Source organism: Reichenbachiella carrageenanivorans (assembly GCF_025639805.1).
GTDB classification, from domain to species: Bacteria; Bacteroidota; Bacteroidia; order Cytophagales; family Cyclobacteriaceae; genus Reichenbachiella; species Reichenbachiella carrageenanivorans.
In genome coordinates, this window is record NZ_CP106735.1 from 1,902,964 (window position 1) to 1,924,141 (window position 21,178).

The following is a 21,178-nucleotide window of genomic DNA, read 5'->3' on the forward strand; positions in this document are numbered from 1 at the left end:
TGATCATCCGATATTTTTTGATAAAACATAAAGGATGGATAATTATATTTTTCGTGTACAAATGTTAATGCTGTTTTGTTTCATTTCTGTTTGTGCTATTGCACAAAAAACAGCACAGACATTGGCACCAACTCCGCCAATGGGTTTTATCACTTGGAACCTTTTTGAAGGCAACATCAGTGAAGACATGGTCAAGAGCATTGCTGATGCTATGGTCGAAACAGGGATGAAAGACGCTGGATATGAATATGTCATCATAGATGATCTCTGGCAAGGAGATCGAGATGAAAATGGGGTACTTCATCCCGATTATTCAAAATTTCCTAATGGGATGAAAGCACTGGCCGACTATGTGCATAGTAAAGGGCTGAAATTTGGAATCTATACAGATATAGCACCTTTGACCTGTGCAGGAGAAGAAGGGAGCTATGGCTATGAGGCTATCGATGCACAGACCTTTGCCGAATGGGGAGTAGATTATATCAAGTGCGATTATTGCTATGCCCCCAAGGATATATTTACAGCAGTAGAACGCTACGGAAAATTCATTAAGGAAGTACGTAAGCAAGACAAAAAAATGGTATTTGCCTTGTGCGAATGGGGTAAACGCTCGCCTTGGCTTTGGGGAGAGTCCATTGATGCGCAGCTCTGGAGGACGACATGGGATTTGAGAGATACTTGGGAGCACGGCAGCTATGGCGTACGCAACAATGGCATTATGGAATGTCTCGATATTCAGGCACATCTGCATGAGTATGCCAAGCCCGGGCATTGGAACGATATGGATATGCTCGTCGTCGGTCTATATGGGAAAGGGAAAGCAACCTCTGCAAACGGTGCTATTGGATGTACAGATACCGAATATGAGGCTCATATGGGATTGTGGTCGCTCTTAGCGTCAACGCTCTTTGTGACTTGTGATATCCGTGAGATGAATGCGGAGACCCAACGTATTTTGATGAATAAAGAGATCATTGCAGTCAATCAAGATCCATTAGGAAGACAGGCTAAAAGAATATTCAAATCGGGTGTTCAAGAGTTTTGGGCTAAGCCACTGAAGGATGGTGGGTATGCTATCGGGTTTCTCAACAGAGACGATCACGATACTTTGGAAATGACCTTGGACCTGAGCAAACTAAAGCTCAGCCAAGTCAAAGCACGTGATTTGTGGACACATACTGATTTGGGTATGTATCAGGGTGAAATATCACTGTCCGTAAAACCACATGAATGTAGGGTCATTAGGATCAAATGATATGAAAAAGGTCTACAGCGAGCGATACCACTTACTTTTAATATGGACTATTTATTCACATGTAGGTGATAAGGTGACCTGCTTTGATACGACTCATATGATAGATGGACAGAGCCAAGTAAGGATAGGCATGGATGAATTTTCATAGGATAAGTTTAAAACGAGATAAAAAAGAAAACATAATGATGAACAAGCAAATACTTAGCATATTTTGGGCAGTGAGTTGCCTGTTTTTTGTATCAGAAAAAGTGAATGCTCAGGAGCATAAAAAGTATAATTTCTTATTTATAGCTGTAGATGATCTGAATGATTGGACGGGATTTGCAGGTGGCCATCCCCAGACCCAAACTCCCAATATGGATCTATTAGCCGCATCAGGGGTGGTTTTTGATAAGGCGTATTGTGCCGCTGCGGTCTGTAACCCTTCTCGTTCAGCTTTGATGACTGGTATTCGCCCATCATCTTCAGGTGTATATGGTAATCAGAACTATTTTAGAGATTCAGAGGTGCTAAAGGAGATATTGACTATTCCTGAATATTTGACCCAACATGGGTATAAAACGATGGCCAAAGGTAAAATTTTTCATAGTCCCAATGGACCCTGGGCGAATTCAGAAGTTTGGGGTGAGTATGAGAAAATAAGTGGCTATTTTGGGGAAACGGTAAAAAAAGATGGGTTTATGGCAAATGGGATTCCCAATGGAGTGATTGATCAAAACCTCGAATGGGGCCCAACAGATGCAAAACTGGAAGAAACTAGCGATTATCAAAATACACAATGGGCAGCTTCTCAGTTGCAAAAGGAACACGACAAACCATTCTTCTTGGCTTGCGGTTTGACAAGACCCCATTTGAAATGGGAAGTTCCCAAAGCTTTCTTTGATAAATTTCCCGAAGAGGAGATGATCGTACCTGATATTCTAGAGTCTGATCTAGACGATATTCCGTCTGGAGCCCATGCGAAGACTAAAAATTATACAGGGATTAAAAAATACAACAAGCAAAGATCTGCTGTTCAGGCTTATTTGGCCAACATTAATTATGCAGATACCTGTATTGGTGTGGTGTTGGACGCACTAGCTAAAAGTAAATATGCCGAGAATACTGTAGTTATCTTATGGGGAGACCATGGTTGGCACTTAGGAGAAAAACTACACTACAAGAAGGCCACATTGTGGGAAGAAGCCACTAGAGTACCTTTGATTATTAAAGTACCTGGAATGACGCCTGTAGGAGCCAGTTGCCCACGCACCGTCAATTTAATGGATCTATACCCTACAATTGTAGCGCTGGCAGATATACCCAAAAATGAAAGCAATGAAGGGAACGACATCACTCCATTGCTTATGAATCCAATGGCTGATTGGCAATATCCTTCGCTCACCACTCAAGGCGAAAACAGACATTCGGTTAGAGATGAGAGGTACCGGTATACGCGGTACGATGATGGATCAGAAGAATTGTATGACCATTCGGTCGATTCACTTGAATGGATCAACTTAGCCGATCATCCAAAATATGCTCAAATCAAAACTAGATTGGAGAAAGCTATGCCGACCGAAAACGTGCCGGAAATTGTCAGGACAAAGAACTAGGGGGCATATTATATCTTATTATTCAAAAGTGATGTAGCCGAAAAATGCCGGCAAATGGAAATCTGGAGTTGCTACTGAGATGGGTTGCCAAGACAAGAAATGTGGTTTTTGAAGTTTATCACCACACTTATACAAATTCATATAGGCGTTTAACTGATTGAATGATTCGATCCGATCAAATGCAAATGCTTCTAAAGGGATTACGATTTCTAATGACCATTTGCTATGAGTAGCTCCCAGGTCTATAGGAGATCTGCCAAGAGAAGGGAATGTGTTTATGGATTGAAGTATTTTGGGACTTATCATTTTTCGATCGCGTCGACCATTCCCATACCCACCAAGCACATTGCCGATACAATTAAATTCAAAGTTGTAATAGTATTTTCCATCGAATGAGATGAAAAATTCAACACAGCTATCTTCCCAGACGGGTTCATTGATTTGGGAATAGAGCGCTTTGGTATATGACTCAGCTACGTCGTAGTTCAAATAAATAGATTGGCCACCATGATGGATGGTGAAATCCACTTTAGTATCCGTAGGATAATCCCAATTATTACAATTGATACTGCCTTGGAATTGATCTATTTTCTCGAGAGAGTCGTTTTGCTGTTTGGCTACGGGGATAAGTGTTTTTTTCATCATATAATCATCAATTTTAAACTTAAAGGAAAAGAGCTCATGTGAACAAGCAATTTGATCACTTTCATTAATTATAAATAGGCAAACTTGGTTTTGACCTTTTGCTTCATACTAGGAAAAAGCTAAACCCACACACAATAATGAAGAGTATATTCAAGTGATAAAATCAGTTCATGAACTAAAAGCATACCCAATGCGGAATAGAAATAGACATTCCAAGATCTAGTGAGCTCTATTTTTGAGTAAAGAACGAGTTACTATCATCGCATGAAATTATTGAGTCAATTGGGTTGGATCAGTTTGGTCTGTTTGCTAGCCTGTGCACAGGATACAACGATCCAAGAACAGCAGATATTAAATAAATCAGTAGGAAAGACACCTATCATGGGGTGGAGTAGTTGGAACCATTTTCATACCAATATAGACCAGCGATTGATCAAAGAGACTGCTGAAGCCATGGTGTCATCAGGAATGGCTGATGCAGGTTATCAATATGTGAATATTGATGATGGCTATTTTGGTTTTAGAGATCGGCAGAATCGCTTACATGCACATGAGCATAAATTTCCAGATGGGATGAAGGCGATTTCAGATTATATACATGAATTAGGCCTAAAGGCAGGAATTTATTCAGAGGCTGGGAGGCATACTTGTGCGACCAAATGGGACAACGATGATCATGGTTTTTTTGCTGGCATGTATGGGTATGAAGAACAGGACATGTCTTTGATGCTAAATGAGTGGGGGTACGATTTTATCAAAGTAGATTATTGTGATGGGTTTTGGAAAAAAATGGATGAAAAAAAGCGGTATACAGCCATTTCAGAAGCCATAACCAAAACCAACAAAGAAGTAGTGTTTAATGTCTGTAGATGGACTTTTCCTGGTACATGGGTAAAAGGCTTAGCAGACTCGTGGCGTATCTCCGCCGATATCAAACCTACTTTTGAGAGTATTTGTAGCATTATAGATACAGCGGCCTATCTGGCACAATATGCTGAACCAGGAAATTTCAACGATATGGATATGCTGCAAGTAGGGCGAGGGATGACCTATGAGGAGGACAAAGCACATTTCAGTATGTGGTGTATCATGGCTTCTCCATTATTGTCTGGTAATGATTTGAGGAAGATGTCTCAAAAGACCATTGATATTCTTACCAACGAAGAAGTGATTGCCATCAATCAGGACGTGGCTGGCATCCAAGCACAGAAAGTTTATGATCAGGGCGATTTAGAGCTTTGGGTTAAACCACTTGGAGGTAGACAAAGCCCAACAAGAGCAATCGCAATGTTCAATAGGTCAGATAAACCACACACTATGACCGTGACCTGGCAGCAGGCTGGTATAGCAGGGAAGGCCATGGTAAGGGACTTGTGGGACCATACTGATAGGGGTGTTTTTGAAAATGAATATACTGCATTAGTGCCTTCGCATGGTATTGTGTTGGTCCAAGTAGATGCGGAAAACAGTACAGTTCCTTCATCTTATGAAGCAGAGTATGCTTACATGAATTTGTATCATGTAACTGATATGGCGGATTATGTACTTAACGAAAATGCCTCAGGGGGGGCTGTAGCAGTAGCAGTAGGTGGGCATGAGGACAATTGGATAGAATGGCAACACGTCTATGTGCCCAATGACGGTAACTACATGGTAGAATTGGAGCTGATAGGTCAAGTAGAGGTGGCTATCGAGGTTGTAGTTAATGAAGGTGATGCACAAATATTAAAAACAAAAAAGCCTCCTGCTATGCAGGTCTACTTGAAGAAAGGTTACAATAAAATTAGGATCAATAACAAAGAGGAGGTATTGCCTCCAATAGATAAGATTAACATTTTAAAACAACAGGTTTAATGAAACGAATATTACTTTTTATCCATTTATGTACGCTGGGCTTAGCGTCTTGTTATGCTTCAGATTCATTGACTGTCGTGTCTGATGCTGCATCGGCCTATGCTATTTTGATAGATAGCAATGACCCAGAGTCTGTATCTGAGGCAGCCAAAGAGCTTCAGCGACTTGTCGAAAAATCGTCTGGAGTGTTGCTGCCAATTACAAACGAACCAACAGAAGGGAAGATGATCATTATAGGCAGTGCTGCACAAGCCTATGGAGTGGATGCTTCAGGGTTGGCACACGATAACTTTTATATGAAAGTCACGGAGGAGCATATCATCCTGTCAGGAAAAGATGGGGATATCACCAATGGTTATCGTAAGATTCCAGCCAACTCACACTATCAATTTTATAACCTAGAAAAATTTAGAGAGTCTCTCAGTGCAGGTAGTTATTATGCAACCATAGAATTTTTACGTGAGTATATAGGAGTTAGATGGTACATGCCAACTGAACTTGGTGAAGAGGTGCCACAGCTGGCTACAATAAAATGCCCAGCAGAACTAGATACATTGATTAAACCATTCTTTAAACAACGTAGAATGGATTTTACAGAATGGAATAACAATGATGTAAAAAAAGCGATAAGTGGTCATGCCTATAATAAAATTGAGAATATTGATGCCAGCCTAAAGTGGGGGCGTCATCTGCGACATACACATCCAGTCGTAATGGAAAATGGGCATGGCTGGCGACATTGGATCCCAGCCAATGTAATATCCAACGCAACAATTGCCAAGGATGCTGAAATCCCTAGCGGAGGATATGGACCGCTATATCCAGAATACTTTGCTCTGGTCAGTGAAAATCGACAAACCGAGTATCGAAGTGCTGCCCAGCATGGCGGACAATTGAGTGTGGCTTATGAGCCAATGATAGAGCAGTATGCCAACAATATCATTAAGTATCGAGAAAAAAATGCCAATGTATGGCAATACAGTTTGGCACAGAATGACGGCGGCACACATTGCGAATGTGAGCTATGTACAGCTTGGGATCCCATACCACAAGACATGAAAAAACCAACAGACGAACTGTTTCTGACGGATCGGTTTTTGAAATTTCAAAAGCAAGTGTCGGACCTTGTAACGGCTAAGTATCCCGATACACATTTTATGATGACGGCCTATCACGAAACTGGCCGTGCGCCTATCAGAGAATCCGTGCCTGATAACTTCTTTGTACAGGGCTTCTACAATTATTTTCCCAATAGGTATTATTTGGACAACAAAAAACAAGCATTTCAAGAAGCTGTAGAAGGCTGGGGCGCACTTACAGAGAACTATCGTTTTAGCAGTTTTTATTTTGCTTATGGTAATCACTCTTTGCCTTGGTCTACTAAAGAGGCTCAAATTTGGTTGATTAAAACGTTGGCTGACAATGGGGTTCAATACTTCGAAAATATATACGGTAGTCAATTTCCTATGATTGGTCAGTTGGGCCCTGATCAATGGCTAGTGAGTCAGCTGGTTTGGAATCCCGAACAAGACCCTGAGCTACTACTCCAGGACTGGTATGAAGGGGGGTTTACGCCTGAAATTGGCGCATTGATTCGTGACTATTATGAAACCATCGAGGAAGAGATGGCTATAGAATCTAAAAAATACACGGATTTTTGGAATGGACGAACTAAGAATCAACTCAAGATCGACGTCGATGTATTGACCCGTGTCCGTAGTAAGTGTGACCTGTTGATCAAGCAAGCAAAGGAATTGGCGAAAGCCCAGCCCGAACGTATTCAATGGCGAGTAAAACAGGTAAGCGATACTTGGGATTTTACTGTACTGACATTGGACGCCCAGAATGCCTCTAAATTGGCTCGGTCAAATCCTACGGATCAAAACTACAGTATTGCTTATACCTTAGGGCTACAGCGAGACGCCATGATTTATGACCCATCCAAGAGTTTTTCTATATCTCCGCAGGCTGTAGAGGTATCTGAGTCGAAGGCTAGCGTTGGGATCATAATAGAAGAGGTAGATTTTGAACAAAAAACGTTAAGCCTCCCCTTGGTAGAAACTATACCAGATTGGGATGCAGGGTCACTGGGTGCATGGATGAGTCAAGGTGCGTCTATTGGTGCAGGAGATCATCAATTCAAGGATAATAAGAGCACGGAACCGATAGAGCCTGCGGTGAGTACGACTGGTAGTGTTTTTTATGATGAGGATGGGATATATGTGATCATATCAGCCAAAGAACCCAATATGGCAGACCTAGTAGTATCGGCTGATCCATCCAAGCCTTGGCAAGGAGACGATATCGAAGTGTTTTTTACTCCGTCTGGTGGTACGGATGAATATTTCCAATTTGTCGTTGGACCAGAGAATGATGGTGTGGCTATTTCGCTCTTAGGAGACACAGGGCATGATGAAACGTATGCACCAGAATGGAAACATAAAACGTATAAAGACGATCAGTCATGGGCTGCTCAGCTATACATACCTTGGAAAGATCTCGGAGGAAAACCTGATAAAGGAGATCAGTGGAAGGCTAATTTTTATAGAACTAGACAAACAGGAGGTGGTACTCCGTCTTATATGGCGTGGTCGCCCACAGGTAGTGGATTTGCCAACCCATCAATGTTTGGCAACATTACATTTTCGGGAAGTTCTGTCACCTTAGATATTGCCTCAAGAGATACGGTTTCTGTTACGGTATATCCTAATCCCTCCCGAAAAATAATCAAGTTCGAGGGGAGCGACTATTTCGAATCGAAGCTAGATTCTGTGTCAATATTTGCAGGGGATGGAGCGGTTATGTTTTCTGCTAAAATCAAAGAAATGAGACGAATAGATGTTTCAGAATTGAAGACTGGAATATATGTAGTTGTTTTCGAACTATCCGATGGACAACGAATTAACAGGAAGGTATTAATTGAAAATAATTAACAAAATATTTTATGAATAGGATTATCATATTAGCAATCACTTTATTGGGGTTGAACCCAATATATGCGCAGCAAGAAAAAATATTGGCACCGACCCCTCCAATGGGTTTCATTTCTTGGAATTTATTCGAAGGCAATATTAGTGAGGATATAGTAAAGTCTCTGGCTGATGCGATGGTTGAAAATGGGTTGAAAGATGCAGGGTATGAATACATCATATTGGATGACCTGTGGCATGGCGAACGTGATGAGAATGGAAACATCCAGCCAGACCCAAAAAAATTTCCGAATGGGATCAAAGTAGTTGCAGACTATGTGCATTCCAAAGGATTGAAGTTTGGTATATATACTGATATAGCGGAGAAAACGTGTGCAGGTATGGAAGGCAGTTTAGGGTTTGAAACACAAGATGCCCAAACGTATGCTGCATGGGGTGTAGATTATATCAAATGTGATTATTGCTACGCACCAAAGGATGTGTGGACGGCAGTGGAGAGATACACGAAATTTATCGAAGCCGTGAGAGCCACAGATAGAGACATTGTATTTGCTCTATGCGAATGGGGACAGCGGTCGCCATGGTTGTGGGGTGAGCGTGTAGGTGCGCAGTTGTGGCGTACGACTTGGGACCTGAGGGATACATGGGAGCATGGTCGATACGGCCAAGGGTATAATGGTATCATGGAAGCACTCGATCGTCAAGTTGGTTTGGAGCAATACGCAGGTCCAGGGCATTGGAATGATCCTGACATGTTGGTGATTGGACTAAAGGGCACGGGGTCTTCATCGTCTGCGAGAGGAGCTGCTGGATGTACATCAGTCGAATACGAAGCGCAGATGGGATTGTGGTCTTTGCTAGCGGCACCGCTATTGATGACGTGTGATATTCGAGATATGGATGCAGATACTAAACGCATATTGACGAATAAGGAAGTGATCGCAATTAATCAGGATGTTTTGGGTAAGCAAGCTTCTCGTGTACTGAAGAATGAACAAAAGGAGATCTTTGTTAAACCTTTGGCCGATGGGTCATGGGCGGTGGGGCTGCTCAATCGTAATGGTAACAAGACCACCGAAATCACTTTGGATCTCAGTAAGCAACTGAAAATAAATGGGGAAAAAGTGCGTGTCCGAGACTTATGGTTGCACAAGGATCTTGGAGAGTTTGATGGTACAGTAGCCTTAGACGTAGCACCTCATCAATGTCGTATGTTGAGAATAGAGGTGTTGTGATGCGATGAGTCGGTCATCTTTGAAAAAATTATCTATTGGGCTGATAGTGATGGTAGTACATGCCATCACTATCAAAGCTCAAAATATCGGATCCAACATGGATGCATTGGCGAATAAGGCTTATATGGTTAGGTGTGCTGGCGATTCGGTGAAGCTAGCTCGCGCGGAAATATTGGACGACTTTAATTTTCCATGGAGAGAAGAAACTCCTCCTCCTACGAGGTTTAGAGCGGTATATGATGAGATTTATTTTTATTTTCAATATGACGTAGTTGACCCCAAAATATGTCTTTCTCGTACCTTGGGGGATGAAAGAGACGTTATCAAATCGGATCGTGTAGAAATCTTTTTCATTGCCAACAATGACATGTATCCTTATTATTGCCTCGAGTTGGATGCTGGTGGTTTGTTGCTCGATTATGAGGTGTCCTTCCCAAACTATATAAGAACGAATGGCAATGGCCTAGAGAAGGGCTGACGTATGAGGTATACAGTACCAACGAGGGGTATCAGGTCGATGGTCGCATACTATTGACTACGCTCCGCGAATTGGGGATTTTAGAGGGTGGTCAGATGCTAGTAGGCCTTTATCGTGCTGAAATCTTAGCCATCGTAGAAGACCGTCCTGAGTATCGTTGGATATCATGGGTCGACCCCAAATCGCCAACCATAGATTTTCATGTACCGACCACTTTTGGGAAGTTCATATTTGCCCCCAATTAATGGAGACTAAAAGTAGCAAGAAGAGATTGATTATTTTTCTCTGTTAATCAAAGTAGGATTAAATAATGGATTTGCGTTTAATGACCCCTAATTTCTTAGGTGTTGATGTCTTTTTGCATTTAACACCCTAATGGCTCTGCTTCATAGTATTTCATTTATGGAACTTGGATAGGTATCCTTTTATTGGGCATACCTTTTAAGGTAATACTCAGCAAACTGTGTACCGATGCGCTTCATAGAGGAAGTGTTGTAGTGCCCGCGTGGGGGGGCATATTTGGGGTAAAAATCAGGAGATGTGGCATCGGTGCTCTGTGGGATCAAACTAACGTTTGAGACGTTTTTGGCTACACGGTACATACCATCGACCACTTTTCCTTTTCCCACCTGAAACATGATGAATGGTAGATCAGGACGATTGGTTTTCCTTCTAAAAGCATGGATCAAATTCGTTAAATTTTCTTCATACGCTGCGGGAGGGACTTCTCCTATTTTATCGACGTTGCTATCGGCTTCTCCTTGTACCCAAAGAACCCCTTCAATTTGATAATTTGAATATTCAGGCATGGTGAGGATTTTATCCAAATAAGCTTCTGTATCCCAATAGAGTTTTGGTCTATTCTGTTCATTCATTACTATTGCTTTTTCCTTTGTCCAGTTGGGGTTCCAGCAGCCATACAATGATGTGCCGCCGACCGACCGTTTGATAAAAAGAAATTGCTCGTTTGGTCTAGCTTCAGCCAAATTGATTCCAAAGAAAAGTTCAGGGCCAAAGTAATGCTGAAGTTTAAATTTCTTCAGGATAAAGTCAGAAGATTTGGCTGCATATAGCGGGGCTATGGAATCATGATTATAGGCTAGCATAATTTGCGACTGGGCTTTTAGCCAGCGCAAGCTGTCTTCTGAAGTTAGTTCAGCTGGGTTTCCACGTCCGTCCATGTTTGATTGACCTGCTAAGATGAAAACTTTGATAGGTAGAGCCGTTTGGCACAGACTTATCATACAGATGAGTGAAAGGGAAAGTGTGAAAATGAATCTAATCATAAAATTAATATGTTTCTACAAAGCTATGAAAGAGCTCTTGTCTCTCTTGGCTGAAATTAGATAATTATAGTCACTCAAATGGTTCAATGTAGCCCATTGCTAGACCAAATAATGCCACCTATGAAACAAAACGGGATTGACTTGGAGGGTGTCCAAACCGGTTTCTAAAGCAAGTACCGAAGTAATTTGGCGAGTTGAACCCAACGGCATAAGCTACCTGCGCGACTGTCGGTTTTTTATCTGAATTCAACATTTCTTTGGCCTTTTTCATACGATATTCTTGGATTAGTTCTTTGGCTGGTTGATGAAAATACGCCCTGACTTTTCGATACAACTGTGTCTGACTACAGCCCATTTGTGTTGCCATTGATTTGACGGAAAATTCGGGATCATGGAAGTTTGATGTTATGCACTGCATGATTCTAGTTTCAAATTCATCTGTAGTGCTCTTGCCAGTTTGGGGCATCGTGTCAAGTGTAGGCTTTATTAATCGTGATTGGTTTTGAATTAACCCTTTGAGTCGGATTTTAATTAAGTCTATATCAAATGGTTTTTTGATATACACATTAGCACCATTTTTTATCGCTTGATATTCACTTTCTCGATCAGACTTTACAGTCAATATCATGACGGGTATATGGGCTAGCTCCTGCTCCCCCCTTATTTTTTTGCATAGCTCAATACCATCCATGTGGGGCATGAGCAAGTCACTGATGACCACATTTGGTTTATGTTTAATTATTTGTTGATATCCGTTAATCCCATTTGACGCCTCTAGTATTTGATAGTCATTTTCTAATTGCCATTTGATAAATTGTCTGATTTCCAAATGATCATCAATGATCAATACAGAATGCCGTTGATGAGATAAGTTTCGTTTGCTTGGTTTCATTTTAGGCGGATGGCTTTGAATACTTCTGTTTTTAATCGCTTAAAACCCTTAATAGCACATTTAGGTCATACTAATATGAATCGAATTTCAGCTAATGAGGCGTTAATAATTGTCCAAATATGAGATGAAATATGTTCTAAGGTTTCAATGATCTATTTCAATAACAACTATGGTGGATAATTAGAGACGATTTTATTTCATGGTGAATAGCTTAGTTATAACTGTACGAATAAGTAAGCGTACGGAATTTTTTAACTAAAATTTTTATTATGAACAAAACAATTACACTTGACGGTAAGATGAATTTTCAATTTTATTTGTCTTTTATGGCTATAAGCCTATTTGTACTGATAAGTACTAGCGTATTTGCTAGTACAGTCACAGTACAGTGGGACGCAAACGATGCGTCTGTTAATATTAAAAATGCCATCGCAGCGGCTGGAGTTGGCGGAAAGGTGATCGTACCTTATACAGGTTCTATCTGGTATGTCACCCCTGAGACATCAGGTACACAAAATGTAGCGATTTCTTTGGATGTCCAGGGGATCGAATTTGTGCTGGAAGAAGGTGTCATCATCAAGGCCAAGCATGGAGGCAATCATTTTCTGAATGTACAATCCAAATTAATTCAAATTTCGGCAGATGGTGTGACTATTCGAGGAGAAGGCAATGGTGCCACACTTGAAATGCGTAGAGAAGATTATCAAGTGTCACCTTATGTGATTTCACAGTTTAGACATGCGATCAAAATTAAATCTGTACAAAACATAACCATCAAAAACATCACGATCAAAAAATCTGGAGGTGATGGGATTGCTTGTGGGAAGCCAAAAATAGATGCTGGAGTTCCTGAAAACATATTGGTTGAAGACGTACATGTGATCGACCCTACGAGATTGGGCATGTCCATTACCAGTGGAGATGGTGTAACGGTTAGAAATAGCATATTCGAAGGGGCCGAAGGAGAAAATCCAGAGGCAGGAATAGATATAGAGCCGAATCACCATGATCCTGATCAAAAATTAAAGAATATTTTGATTGAAGGAGTCACTGTTAAAAATAATGCTGGAAATGGCTTTCAATTGGGACTGTTCAATTTCTTTGATGAATTAGGAAAGACGGTAGAAGATGTGAGCATCACGATCCGAAATAGTCATTCGTTGAATAACGGAACGCATGGGTTTCATACATCAGGGGTCAAACCACAAGAAGCTGGGAACGGTGTAGGTGGAACCGTTAAATTTCAGAATGTCATATTTGAGGGCAGCGAAGAGCATGGCATCCGTGTATCTGGATATAAAGTAGGAGATGCACCCACCATCAGTTTCGAAGGTATAACCATTAAAGATTGCGCGACCAAAGGAGTCAACTTTTCACCTATTTATTTTAAAGGACAAATGGCGGATAAAAAATTGGGAGGAATTACATTCAAATCCTATAACAATCAGCCTTGTAAGTTGATAGATAAGAATTATAACCGCCCTAATGTCAATGCAGAATCTGGAGCCAAAACAGCGAATAAAGGCTTCAAAGATATCACAGGTACAATTCACGTAGACTCTAATTCTTCCACATTCTTGGATTTGGGTGATCCTTCCATTTGGGAAAATGTAACGGTCAACCGTGTAAATTTTGACTCAGGCTCTGGTGGTTGTTCAGTATTGCCAGATACAACTGTCTTGACAGCAAGCGTAACGTCTTGTAATACCGTGAGTTTGTCGTGGGATGTAGCCACTTGTGCTGATGATTATGTGGTCAGGCGTTGGACCGACCCAGCAGTGAAAGTGACTTTGGCTACAGTTACAGGCACATCATTTGTCGACAATACTGCAGTAGAAAACACCGCATATACTTATCTGGTGAGAGCTTCTAATAGTATTGGACAGACAAACTCTAATACCCCTGTGGTGTCGACTGGATCATGCTCCTCTGGCGGAGGATATGAAGGGACATATTATCACCTTAAAAATGTCGTTACAGGTCAACATGTGAAAGTTCCTAATTGTAGTCCAGATTTTAGCGGTACGCAAGTGATCAATACTGCACCAAATACAAATGTGAGTGATTGTGCTACTTTCTATTTTCAAGATGCTGGGTTGGGATACTATTATATGATCAACGAAAGTACAAGTGGCAGATTTAAACCTGAAAATAATAGCACCTTAGCAGATGCTAATATTGTTCAGGTCGGTAGTGGTACTACTAGCACTTTGGTGCAATGGGAAATAGTGGATGCTGGAAGCGGTGAGGTGAGAATCAAGAACAGAAGCACAGGTATGTACCTGAAACCTGATGGGTGTGATACTACCTCTGGAACCATCATAACTCAAGTGTCTGACATCTCAGGTAACTGTACCAAGTGGGAGCTTGTAGATGCAGGCAGCAGCAGTAGGAGAGCAAACTCATCTAAGGCACTTGTTGCTCAGGATCAAATCAGGATATATCCAAACCCAACCACCAACATCCTCAATGTGAAACTGGGGGATAGAAATGTAAGTCAAATGGCTATAATGGATGTCACAGGCAAAACCATCGCTTTGTTTGGAACCCAGCAGCAAATAGACGTTTCATCACTTCAAAGAGGTCTTTATACACTTCGCGTGTCTGATCAGGAAGGAGAGTCTATCATTAGATTTATCAAGCACTAAGGCGTGTAAAACGTTTAAAAACCAAAGAATAAAAAAGCCATGATTTTACTCATGGCTTTTTTATTACCCATTTAATTGAATGGACGAAAATTGAAGATACTTTAGTCTCATGTGAAGAAAAAATGGAAGATTATTAGGTCATGTTTTGACAAAAATAGCTCCTTGATTATCAGTCTTTTAAGGCTTATTTGTTGGAAATAATGTGAGTAAAATTGTTCGCTAATCAAAATTTTAAAACAAGTAAAACATGAGAAAAACAACTACACGATCGAAATTCACTCAATTTTTCACCTGTATGTGCCTGATTTGGTGTTTGGCAGCCCACCAGTCTAGGGCAGATACAATCACTGTGTCATGGACGGATGATATCGATGCGACGCAGGAAATACAAGATGCCATCATCGCCGCAGGAGAAAATGGCACAGTGATTATTCCATATATAGGAAAAGATTATCTAGTGTCAGATATAGGCACTAGTAAAGCGGCTTCGAATAAATCAGCACTGGTTTTGGATAAGGCGGGTTTGACACTGAAATTAGAACAAGGAGTCGTATTACGCGCCAAGCATGGAGGCAATCATTATATGAGTGATCAAGGCAAGTTGATATCAATAAAAGCCAACGGCGTCACGGTCGAAGGAGAAGGTTCAGGAGCAAGTTTGATTATGAACAGAGCTGGCTATCAGGTATCGCCTTATGTGATTTCCCAATTTCGTCATGCCATTAAGGTACATCCATACAATAATATTTTGGTCAAAAATTTGTCCATTGAAAAAGCAGGAGGTGATGGCATTGCGATTGGAAAAAGCAAGAACGACATGACCTCTCCTTCAAATGTAACCATTGATAATGTGCATGTGATAGACCCTACTAGACTGGGTATATCTATTACTAGTGGTGATGGTATTACAGTCAGAAACAGTGTTTTCGAAGGAGCTAAAGGAGAAAATCCAGAATCAGGGATCGACATAGAGCCTAATCATGATGACGCCAGTCAGGTGTTAAAGGATATTTTGGTTGAGAATTGCGAATTCAATAATAACAACGCAAACGGCATCAAGTTTACTGTTTTCAATTACTATGATTACAATGGAATTCAGGTACAAGATTTGAACATTATTTTTCGAAATTGTAAGTCTTTAAATAATGAGCAAATGGGTATCAAGTTGGGAGCAGTCAAGTTGCCCCATATCAATGATGGCCCAAAAGGTACTATGGTATTTCAAAATATAGAAGTAGACGGATCAGGACAGCATGGCTTGTACATGGGTACATTCAATGTAGACAAAGCTCCTTCGTTAAGTTTTGAAGGATGTACGTTTAAAAATGTAGGGCAAGATGGTACTGGAAACTTCCCTATTTGGATACAAGGGCAGTCGCCTACAGTACCTGCTGGCAATATGATATTCAAAAGCTACAATAATATTGACTGTCAAATTGTTGATAAAGATTTTAATCGACCAATCGTGTCGGCACAAGTGAAGACACATGAGTTTAAGGACATCACAGGAATAATTAAAGCGGATGTATTGACAACCAATTACTTTGATATGGGTGATGGAACCAACTGGGACAATATGACTTTGTCTATTGTGCCATTTAACGCTGGAGGAGGCAGCTGCTCAGGTTTGCCAGATGAGCCAGGAACTTTATCAGCGGTCGTTGACAATTGCAACCAAGTGAGTCTGTCATGGGGAGCAGCTAATTGTGCAGATTCATACGTAGTGCGTAGGTGGATAGACCCTGCGACCAAAGTAACTATTGGTACTGTGACTGGCACTTCTTTTACTGACAACACGGTAGCAGCGAATGAAACCTATACATATCTCGTACGCGCCACTAATAATAGTGGGCAAACCAATTCAAATACCCCAGTTATTAGTACGGGCTCATGCGGCTCCTCTGGTGGGGGTATCACGGGTAAATATTATTACTTGGTGAATAAAGATTCGGGATTGAAAATGCGCATACCAAACTGTTCAAGTGATTATTCAGGGGCGGTAGCTTTGAATTTGGGCCCTGTAGAAAACACTTCTGATTGTGTGCAATTTCAATTTATTGAAAGTAATCCAGGGTATTACTATATTCAGAATAAGGGAACGAATGGTAGGTATCAGCCAGCTGGAGGGTCTACACTTACTAACGGAACGGTCAATATAGTACAGGTTTCCAATTCAGAAATAAACCAATTGGTACAATGGGAAGTGTTAGAAGATGGTAATGGTTATTACCGTTTTCAAAATCGGTCTACAGGTGAAATATTTAAACCTCAGGCATGTGGATCAATCACTGGTACAGCCATGGTACAGGTTAGCAATGCTCAAAATGTAGATTGTACCAAGTGGAGTCTAGTTGAAGCTGGTACGGCCAACCGACAGATGAATGATAATGTGAGTATAGAGAATACAGAATTGAATCTAAGCCCTACTTCAGGCTTAATATACCCAAATCCTACATCGGGTATGCTATACTTAGATACGAAAGAATTTGTTGTTCGGTCATTGTCTATCTCTAACCTGTCCGGACAAGTACAGTATAGCGGCAGTGGAACTGATCGCTTGAATGTTTCTTCGTTGGTTCCAGGAGTTTATCTTTTGACTATGATTAAGGAAGACAATCATGCGGTAATTAGTAGGTTTATCAAACAGTAGTTTAGATATAAGTTGAAATGTTTTAGTAATTAGTTTCCCACGTGCCGTGAGTGACGAGTCTACTTGAAAGAAAGGTGAAAGGAGATAGAGACTTGTTCGATGCTGAGGCTATTCCGCTATTTAAGAGGGATCGTAGTGTCTCTGATACGGTGGTGATTGTCGTTGAGGTAGCAAATCAGGGCAATTTGCTTTGTCTCACAACAACTAAAAAAAGCAGGTGAGTAGCCTGCTTTTTTTAGTTGTTGTGAAATAAAAAACCTGATTTATTGAATGATCAATTTCTGTATCTCTATTCTCTTGTTGGTTATTGTTCTTATCAAATAAGTGCCCGGATTCAGACCTGTGATAGATAAACTTCCTGAAGAGTTTAGTCGATTGACCAGTTTACCATCTATGGTAAGGATGAGTATCTCGCTTGATCCAGCAGTATCTATAGTGAAAGAACCAACTGATGGGTTAGGGTAAATCTTCAGCGCTTTGTGTGTTGTGGGGTTTACTTCTGTGATGACTAATACTTCACTGAAAGTAGCACTAATACTTTGTGCAGCGGTTACGTTTTCAAAAGTATAACTAGCTATAGCCCCTACAGATTCGTTATTGACCAAGACATCATTTATTTCATATCCTTCGTCTGCAGTGATGGTAAAAGTTTGACTACCGTTGTGGTCTACACTGACTATGCCTTCTGGTGAAATAGAGCCATTCTCGCCTGCCTGAGCAGCGATGTCATAAGTCATTTTTGCAAAAGTGACTGAGATGCTGTGTGTCGTTGTCACAGATTCGAAAGTGAAGCTTGTAACAGCACCCTCTGAGTTTCCATCTACCATTACATCAGCCACTTCGTATCCTTCGTCGGCCGTGATGGTATAGGCTTGGCTACCATTGTAGTCGACCGTAGTTATGCCCTCTGGGGAGATGCTTCCGTTGTCTCCAGCAGTAGCAGTGATGTCAAACGTCTGGATCACAAAACTGGCAGAGATGGTATGTGCTGTCAGCAGGTCTGTAAAAGTGTAGCTAGCTACTGCACCTACAGATGCATCGTCTACCAATACATCTGCTACTTCGTAGCCAAGGTCAGGGGTGAGGTCGAATCTCACATCCGTATTTTCATAAAACAAATGAGTACCCTCTGGCGAGATGCTTCCATTTTCTCCTGCAGACGACACGATTTCGTGCTTAGGGATCAGCTCGAAGCTGACAGCTACAGTATGTGTTTCCTTTACGTTAGTGAATGAATAAGTATCCACGGCACCTACAGATGAGCCATCTACCAATACGTCTAGTACGCGGTAGGTGTCATCTGGAGTGAACGTAAAGGTCTGCGTAGTGCCGTAGTCTACAGCTACTGCGCCAGATGGAGCTACTGCGCCATTGGCACCAGCTGATGCCGTGATGTCGTAGGTGATGATAGAAAAGCTAGCCGCGATCGTTTGTACAGCGGTTACATGCTCGAATGCATAGTTTTCTACTGCGCCTACAGACGCATCGTTTACTAATACATCTGCTATTTCGTACCCTTCATTAGGGATGATCTCAAATCCCTGACTTGATCCAGTATAGATCTCTACATTGCCAGCAGGGGAAATAGCACCCCCTGTACTGGCAGTAGCTGTGATTCTCTTGAAGTCCATGAGCCATTTGACCATGCCTATATATAGGGTGGCCAGATCATTGTTCATAACTAGGTTCACATCTACTACGCTAAAGTAGCCTCTGCGAGCAGCGGTAGTGAGGAATGTTCCATCAATTGGATCCACATATCCATTGACTCCAGCTTCTAGCGCCACCACTGGGTATCTAGTACCCCCTCCATTGTACACGGTGATGAGATTTGCACTTGTTACATCTGTTCCTTGGTCTACAGGTTTGCTCTGAGACTCACCAGCCAAGGTCAATGTGCCAGTCAATCCATTGCTGATAATGTCTGCAGCTTCTGATACTGGGTTTACTTTGTCTATGCTTGTTATGTTATTACTTCTCGCTTTTTCAGCAAAACCATATTTAGCGACAGCAGGGCTCTGTAACAAGACAGGGATGGGCAAATTGGCGATGTTAGATTGAGTATTGGAGTTTGGCGTGTTATATCCTACTATGATGAGGTCCTTGCCTGTGCTGAGCGTGGCAGCGTCAGCAGCCAAGTCGTCAAATAAGATCGTTTCTACCTCAAAGCCTTCGTCGGTCAATGTTTCCACATATTTCTGATCATAGAGTGTATAATCCTCTGGTGACTCGTAAGCATAAAGTATACTTCCTCCTCCCAATGAAGTGTTGGGTTGGAATATCGCTTGAATGGTATGGTCGGCACCAATGGTTGTAAAGGTGTAATTTTCATTTTCCGTTACGGGATTGCCATCCACCAATATTTCTTTTACTTCATATCCAGCATCAGGTATGAAGCTGTAAGTTTCATCAAATCCTGCACTAGTGATAAGTGCTCCGCTTGGAGAGATACTGCCTTGGCCTTCGGCACTGGCTGTGATCGTGTAGGTGACTGCACCTACAAAACGTACGGCAATCGTATGATCGGCCATCACGCCGGTGAAGGTATAGTCGGCAATGACACCTTGAGAAACGCCATCTACCACTACGTCCTGAACGGTATAGTCAGGGTCAGGGCTGAAAGTGAAGGTTTTGTCTTTTCCGCCAGGGATAGCGATGTCGCCTATATTGCCGATCGTGCCGCCAGATGTACTACTAGCTGTAATGGTATGGATATCCATGAGCCAGTTCACTAGGCCAATATAGATTTTGCCCAAGTCATCATTCATAGCTATGCTAGAATTGACCACCCCGAAATACCCTCTTCGGTTAGGCGAGGTACCAGCGTCTTGATCATAAGTGGCTCCAGTTTCTAAAGCAGCTACTGCCAATCTATTGGTATTGTTGTCGTAGCTATAGATTGGGATCAAGTCTGCACTTTGTGTGTCCAGAGACAGGTCTAAGCCCTTGAGACTTGAAGTCGCAGCAAAACTAACGATGTCGGTTTCGATTGCATTGGAGACCGATTCAGAAACAGCTGATGGCGATGTGGTATAGGCTAACCCAGAGCCAGAATTACTGTTTCTTATACGGCTACCAAACCCATATCTGGATACTACATCCGCCTGAACCAATACTGGAATGTCTAGTGCAGCAACTTCGTCTTGAGTTGTATTGTTGGCAGTCCCTTGTCCCACAATGATCAGGTCGAAGCCCATTGCGTTTGTTGCTACATCAGCGGAAAAATTGCTATATAGCATGGTGGTAACGGTATACCCTTCTGCTTCTAGTTTTGTCACATATGCTTCGTCGTAATTTTCATATTCTGAAAGTGTTTCACCTGTTGGTATATCATCAGAGTTATATGCATAAAGAATGTTCACATCGGATGCAAAACTCAGCGTATGCAGCATGAGCGACATACAAAGTGTGAGGCTTATTTTGAGTAATATTTTAATCATAGTATCTATTGTTTTGTTATCAGCGAAGCGCAAGCCATTTGCTGCACTTTTAGAAACATAAAGAACACGATCATTGCTTTAAAAGCCTCAGCGCTGATCCTTGAATAACTAGCATATTTAAAAGGCGGAGTAATTTTATCTCGAAATGGCTGTTTAGAGCCGTATGCGTGGATTTGTAGGTGTCGTGAAACTAGCAGTGAAAAAAGAGGATTTATAAATTGAAAGTATAGGTTTTATGAAAAACGCTAAAAAAGGTAGGTTTCAAATACC

13 protein-coding genes are annotated in these 21,178 nt (G+C 41.5%); 9 read left to right on the plus strand and 4 right to left on the minus strand.

Annotated elements, in window-relative coordinates:
• Nucleotides 1-34 precede the first annotated feature (34 nt).
• Together N7E81_RS07700 and N7E81_RS07705 are read left to right on the plus strand one after the other, a co-directional pair.
• The gene (locus N7E81_RS07700) at nucleotides 35-1,255 is read left to right on the plus strand and encodes a glycoside hydrolase family 27 protein (protein ID WP_263052710.1); all 1,221 of its coding nucleotides are present in this window, start codon (nucleotides 35-37) and stop codon (nucleotides 1,253-1,255) included.
• Between the two features lie 182 nt (nucleotides 1,256-1,437).
• The gene (locus tag N7E81_RS07705; RefSeq protein WP_263052711.1) at nucleotides 1,438-2,850 is read left to right on the plus strand and encodes a sulfatase; all 1,413 of its coding nucleotides are present in this window, start codon (nucleotides 1,438-1,440) and stop codon (nucleotides 2,848-2,850) included.
• 18 nt (nucleotides 2,851-2,868) lie between these two features.
• Here the strand turns inward: N7E81_RS07705 and N7E81_RS07710 are convergent, their stop codons facing one another.
• Complete coding sequence (locus tag N7E81_RS07710) at nucleotides 2,869-3,495, minus strand: carbohydrate-binding family 9-like protein (RefSeq protein ID WP_263052712.1); 627 nt, start codon at nucleotides 3,493-3,495, stop codon at nucleotides 2,869-2,871.
• Nucleotides 3,496-3,759: 264 nt separating this feature from the next.
• Between N7E81_RS07710 and N7E81_RS07715 the strand changes: the two genes are divergently transcribed.
• From N7E81_RS07715 to N7E81_RS07735, 5 genes are all read left to right on the plus strand, one after another.
• Nucleotides 3,760-5,349, plus strand: a complete 1,590-nt coding sequence (locus tag N7E81_RS07715) for an alpha-galactosidase (protein WP_263052713.1) — start codon at nucleotides 3,760-3,762, stop codon at nucleotides 5,347-5,349.
• Nucleotides 5,349-8,282 carry a DUF4838 domain-containing protein gene (locus N7E81_RS07720; protein WP_263052714.1) on the plus strand — a complete coding sequence of 978 codons (2,934 nt, stop codon included), beginning with the start codon at nucleotides 5,349-5,351 and terminating at the stop codon, nucleotides 8,280-8,282. The genes N7E81_RS07715 and N7E81_RS07720 overlap by 1 nt, the downstream gene beginning before the upstream one ends.
• An 11-nt stretch (nucleotides 8,283-8,293) precedes the next feature.
• The gene (locus N7E81_RS07725; RefSeq protein ID WP_263052715.1) at nucleotides 8,294-9,514 is read left to right on the plus strand and encodes a glycoside hydrolase family 27 protein; all 1,221 of its coding nucleotides are present in this window, start codon (nucleotides 8,294-8,296) and stop codon (nucleotides 9,512-9,514) included.
• Nucleotides 9,515-9,533: 19 nt separating this feature from the next.
• Nucleotides 9,534-9,992 (plus strand): sugar-binding protein, encoded by a 459-nt coding sequence (locus N7E81_RS07730; RefSeq protein ID WP_263052716.1) that lies wholly within the window; start codon nucleotides 9,534-9,536, stop codon nucleotides 9,990-9,992.
• A 95-nt stretch (nucleotides 9,993-10,087) separates the two neighbouring features.
• Nucleotides 10,088-10,237 (plus strand): hypothetical protein, encoded by a 150-nt coding sequence (locus N7E81_RS07735; RefSeq protein WP_263052717.1) that lies wholly within the window; start codon nucleotides 10,088-10,090, stop codon nucleotides 10,235-10,237.
• A 180-nt stretch (nucleotides 10,238-10,417) separates the two neighbouring features.
• Here the strand turns inward: N7E81_RS07735 and N7E81_RS07740 are convergent, their stop codons facing one another.
• Both N7E81_RS07740 and N7E81_RS07745 read right to left on the minus strand, forming a co-directional pair.
• Nucleotides 10,418-11,278: a sialate O-acetylesterase gene (locus tag N7E81_RS07740; protein WP_263052718.1), complete on the minus strand. Its 861-nt coding sequence runs from the start codon at nucleotides 11,276-11,278 to the stop codon at nucleotides 10,418-10,420.
• Between the two features lie 118 nt (nucleotides 11,279-11,396).
• On the minus strand, nucleotides 11,397-12,170 hold the full coding sequence (locus tag N7E81_RS07745; RefSeq protein WP_263052719.1) for a response regulator transcription factor: 774 nt from the start codon (nucleotides 12,168-12,170) through the stop codon (nucleotides 11,397-11,399).
• Nucleotides 12,171-12,439: 269 nt separating this feature from the next.
• On the opposite strand from N7E81_RS07745, the gene N7E81_RS07750 reads away from it, so the two are divergent.
• Nucleotides 12,440-14,818: an RICIN domain-containing protein gene (locus tag N7E81_RS07750; RefSeq protein WP_263052720.1), complete on the plus strand. Its 2,379-nt coding sequence runs from the start codon at nucleotides 12,440-12,442 to the stop codon at nucleotides 14,816-14,818.
• Nucleotides 14,819-15,065: 247 nt separating this feature from the next.
• Nucleotides 15,066-17,468, plus strand: coding sequence for a right-handed parallel beta-helix repeat-containing protein (locus N7E81_RS07755; RefSeq protein ID WP_263052721.1), 2,403 nt, complete (start codon nucleotides 15,066-15,068; stop codon nucleotides 17,466-17,468).
• A gap of 263 nt (nucleotides 17,469-17,731) precedes the next feature.
• On the opposite strand, the gene N7E81_RS07760 is transcribed toward N7E81_RS07755, so the two are convergent.
• A complete protein-coding gene (locus tag N7E81_RS07760) occupies nucleotides 17,732-20,908 on the minus strand; it encodes a T9SS type A sorting domain-containing protein (RefSeq protein WP_263052722.1) in 3,177 nt (1,058 codons plus the stop codon).
• Between the last annotated feature and the right edge of the window lie 270 nt (nucleotides 20,909-21,178).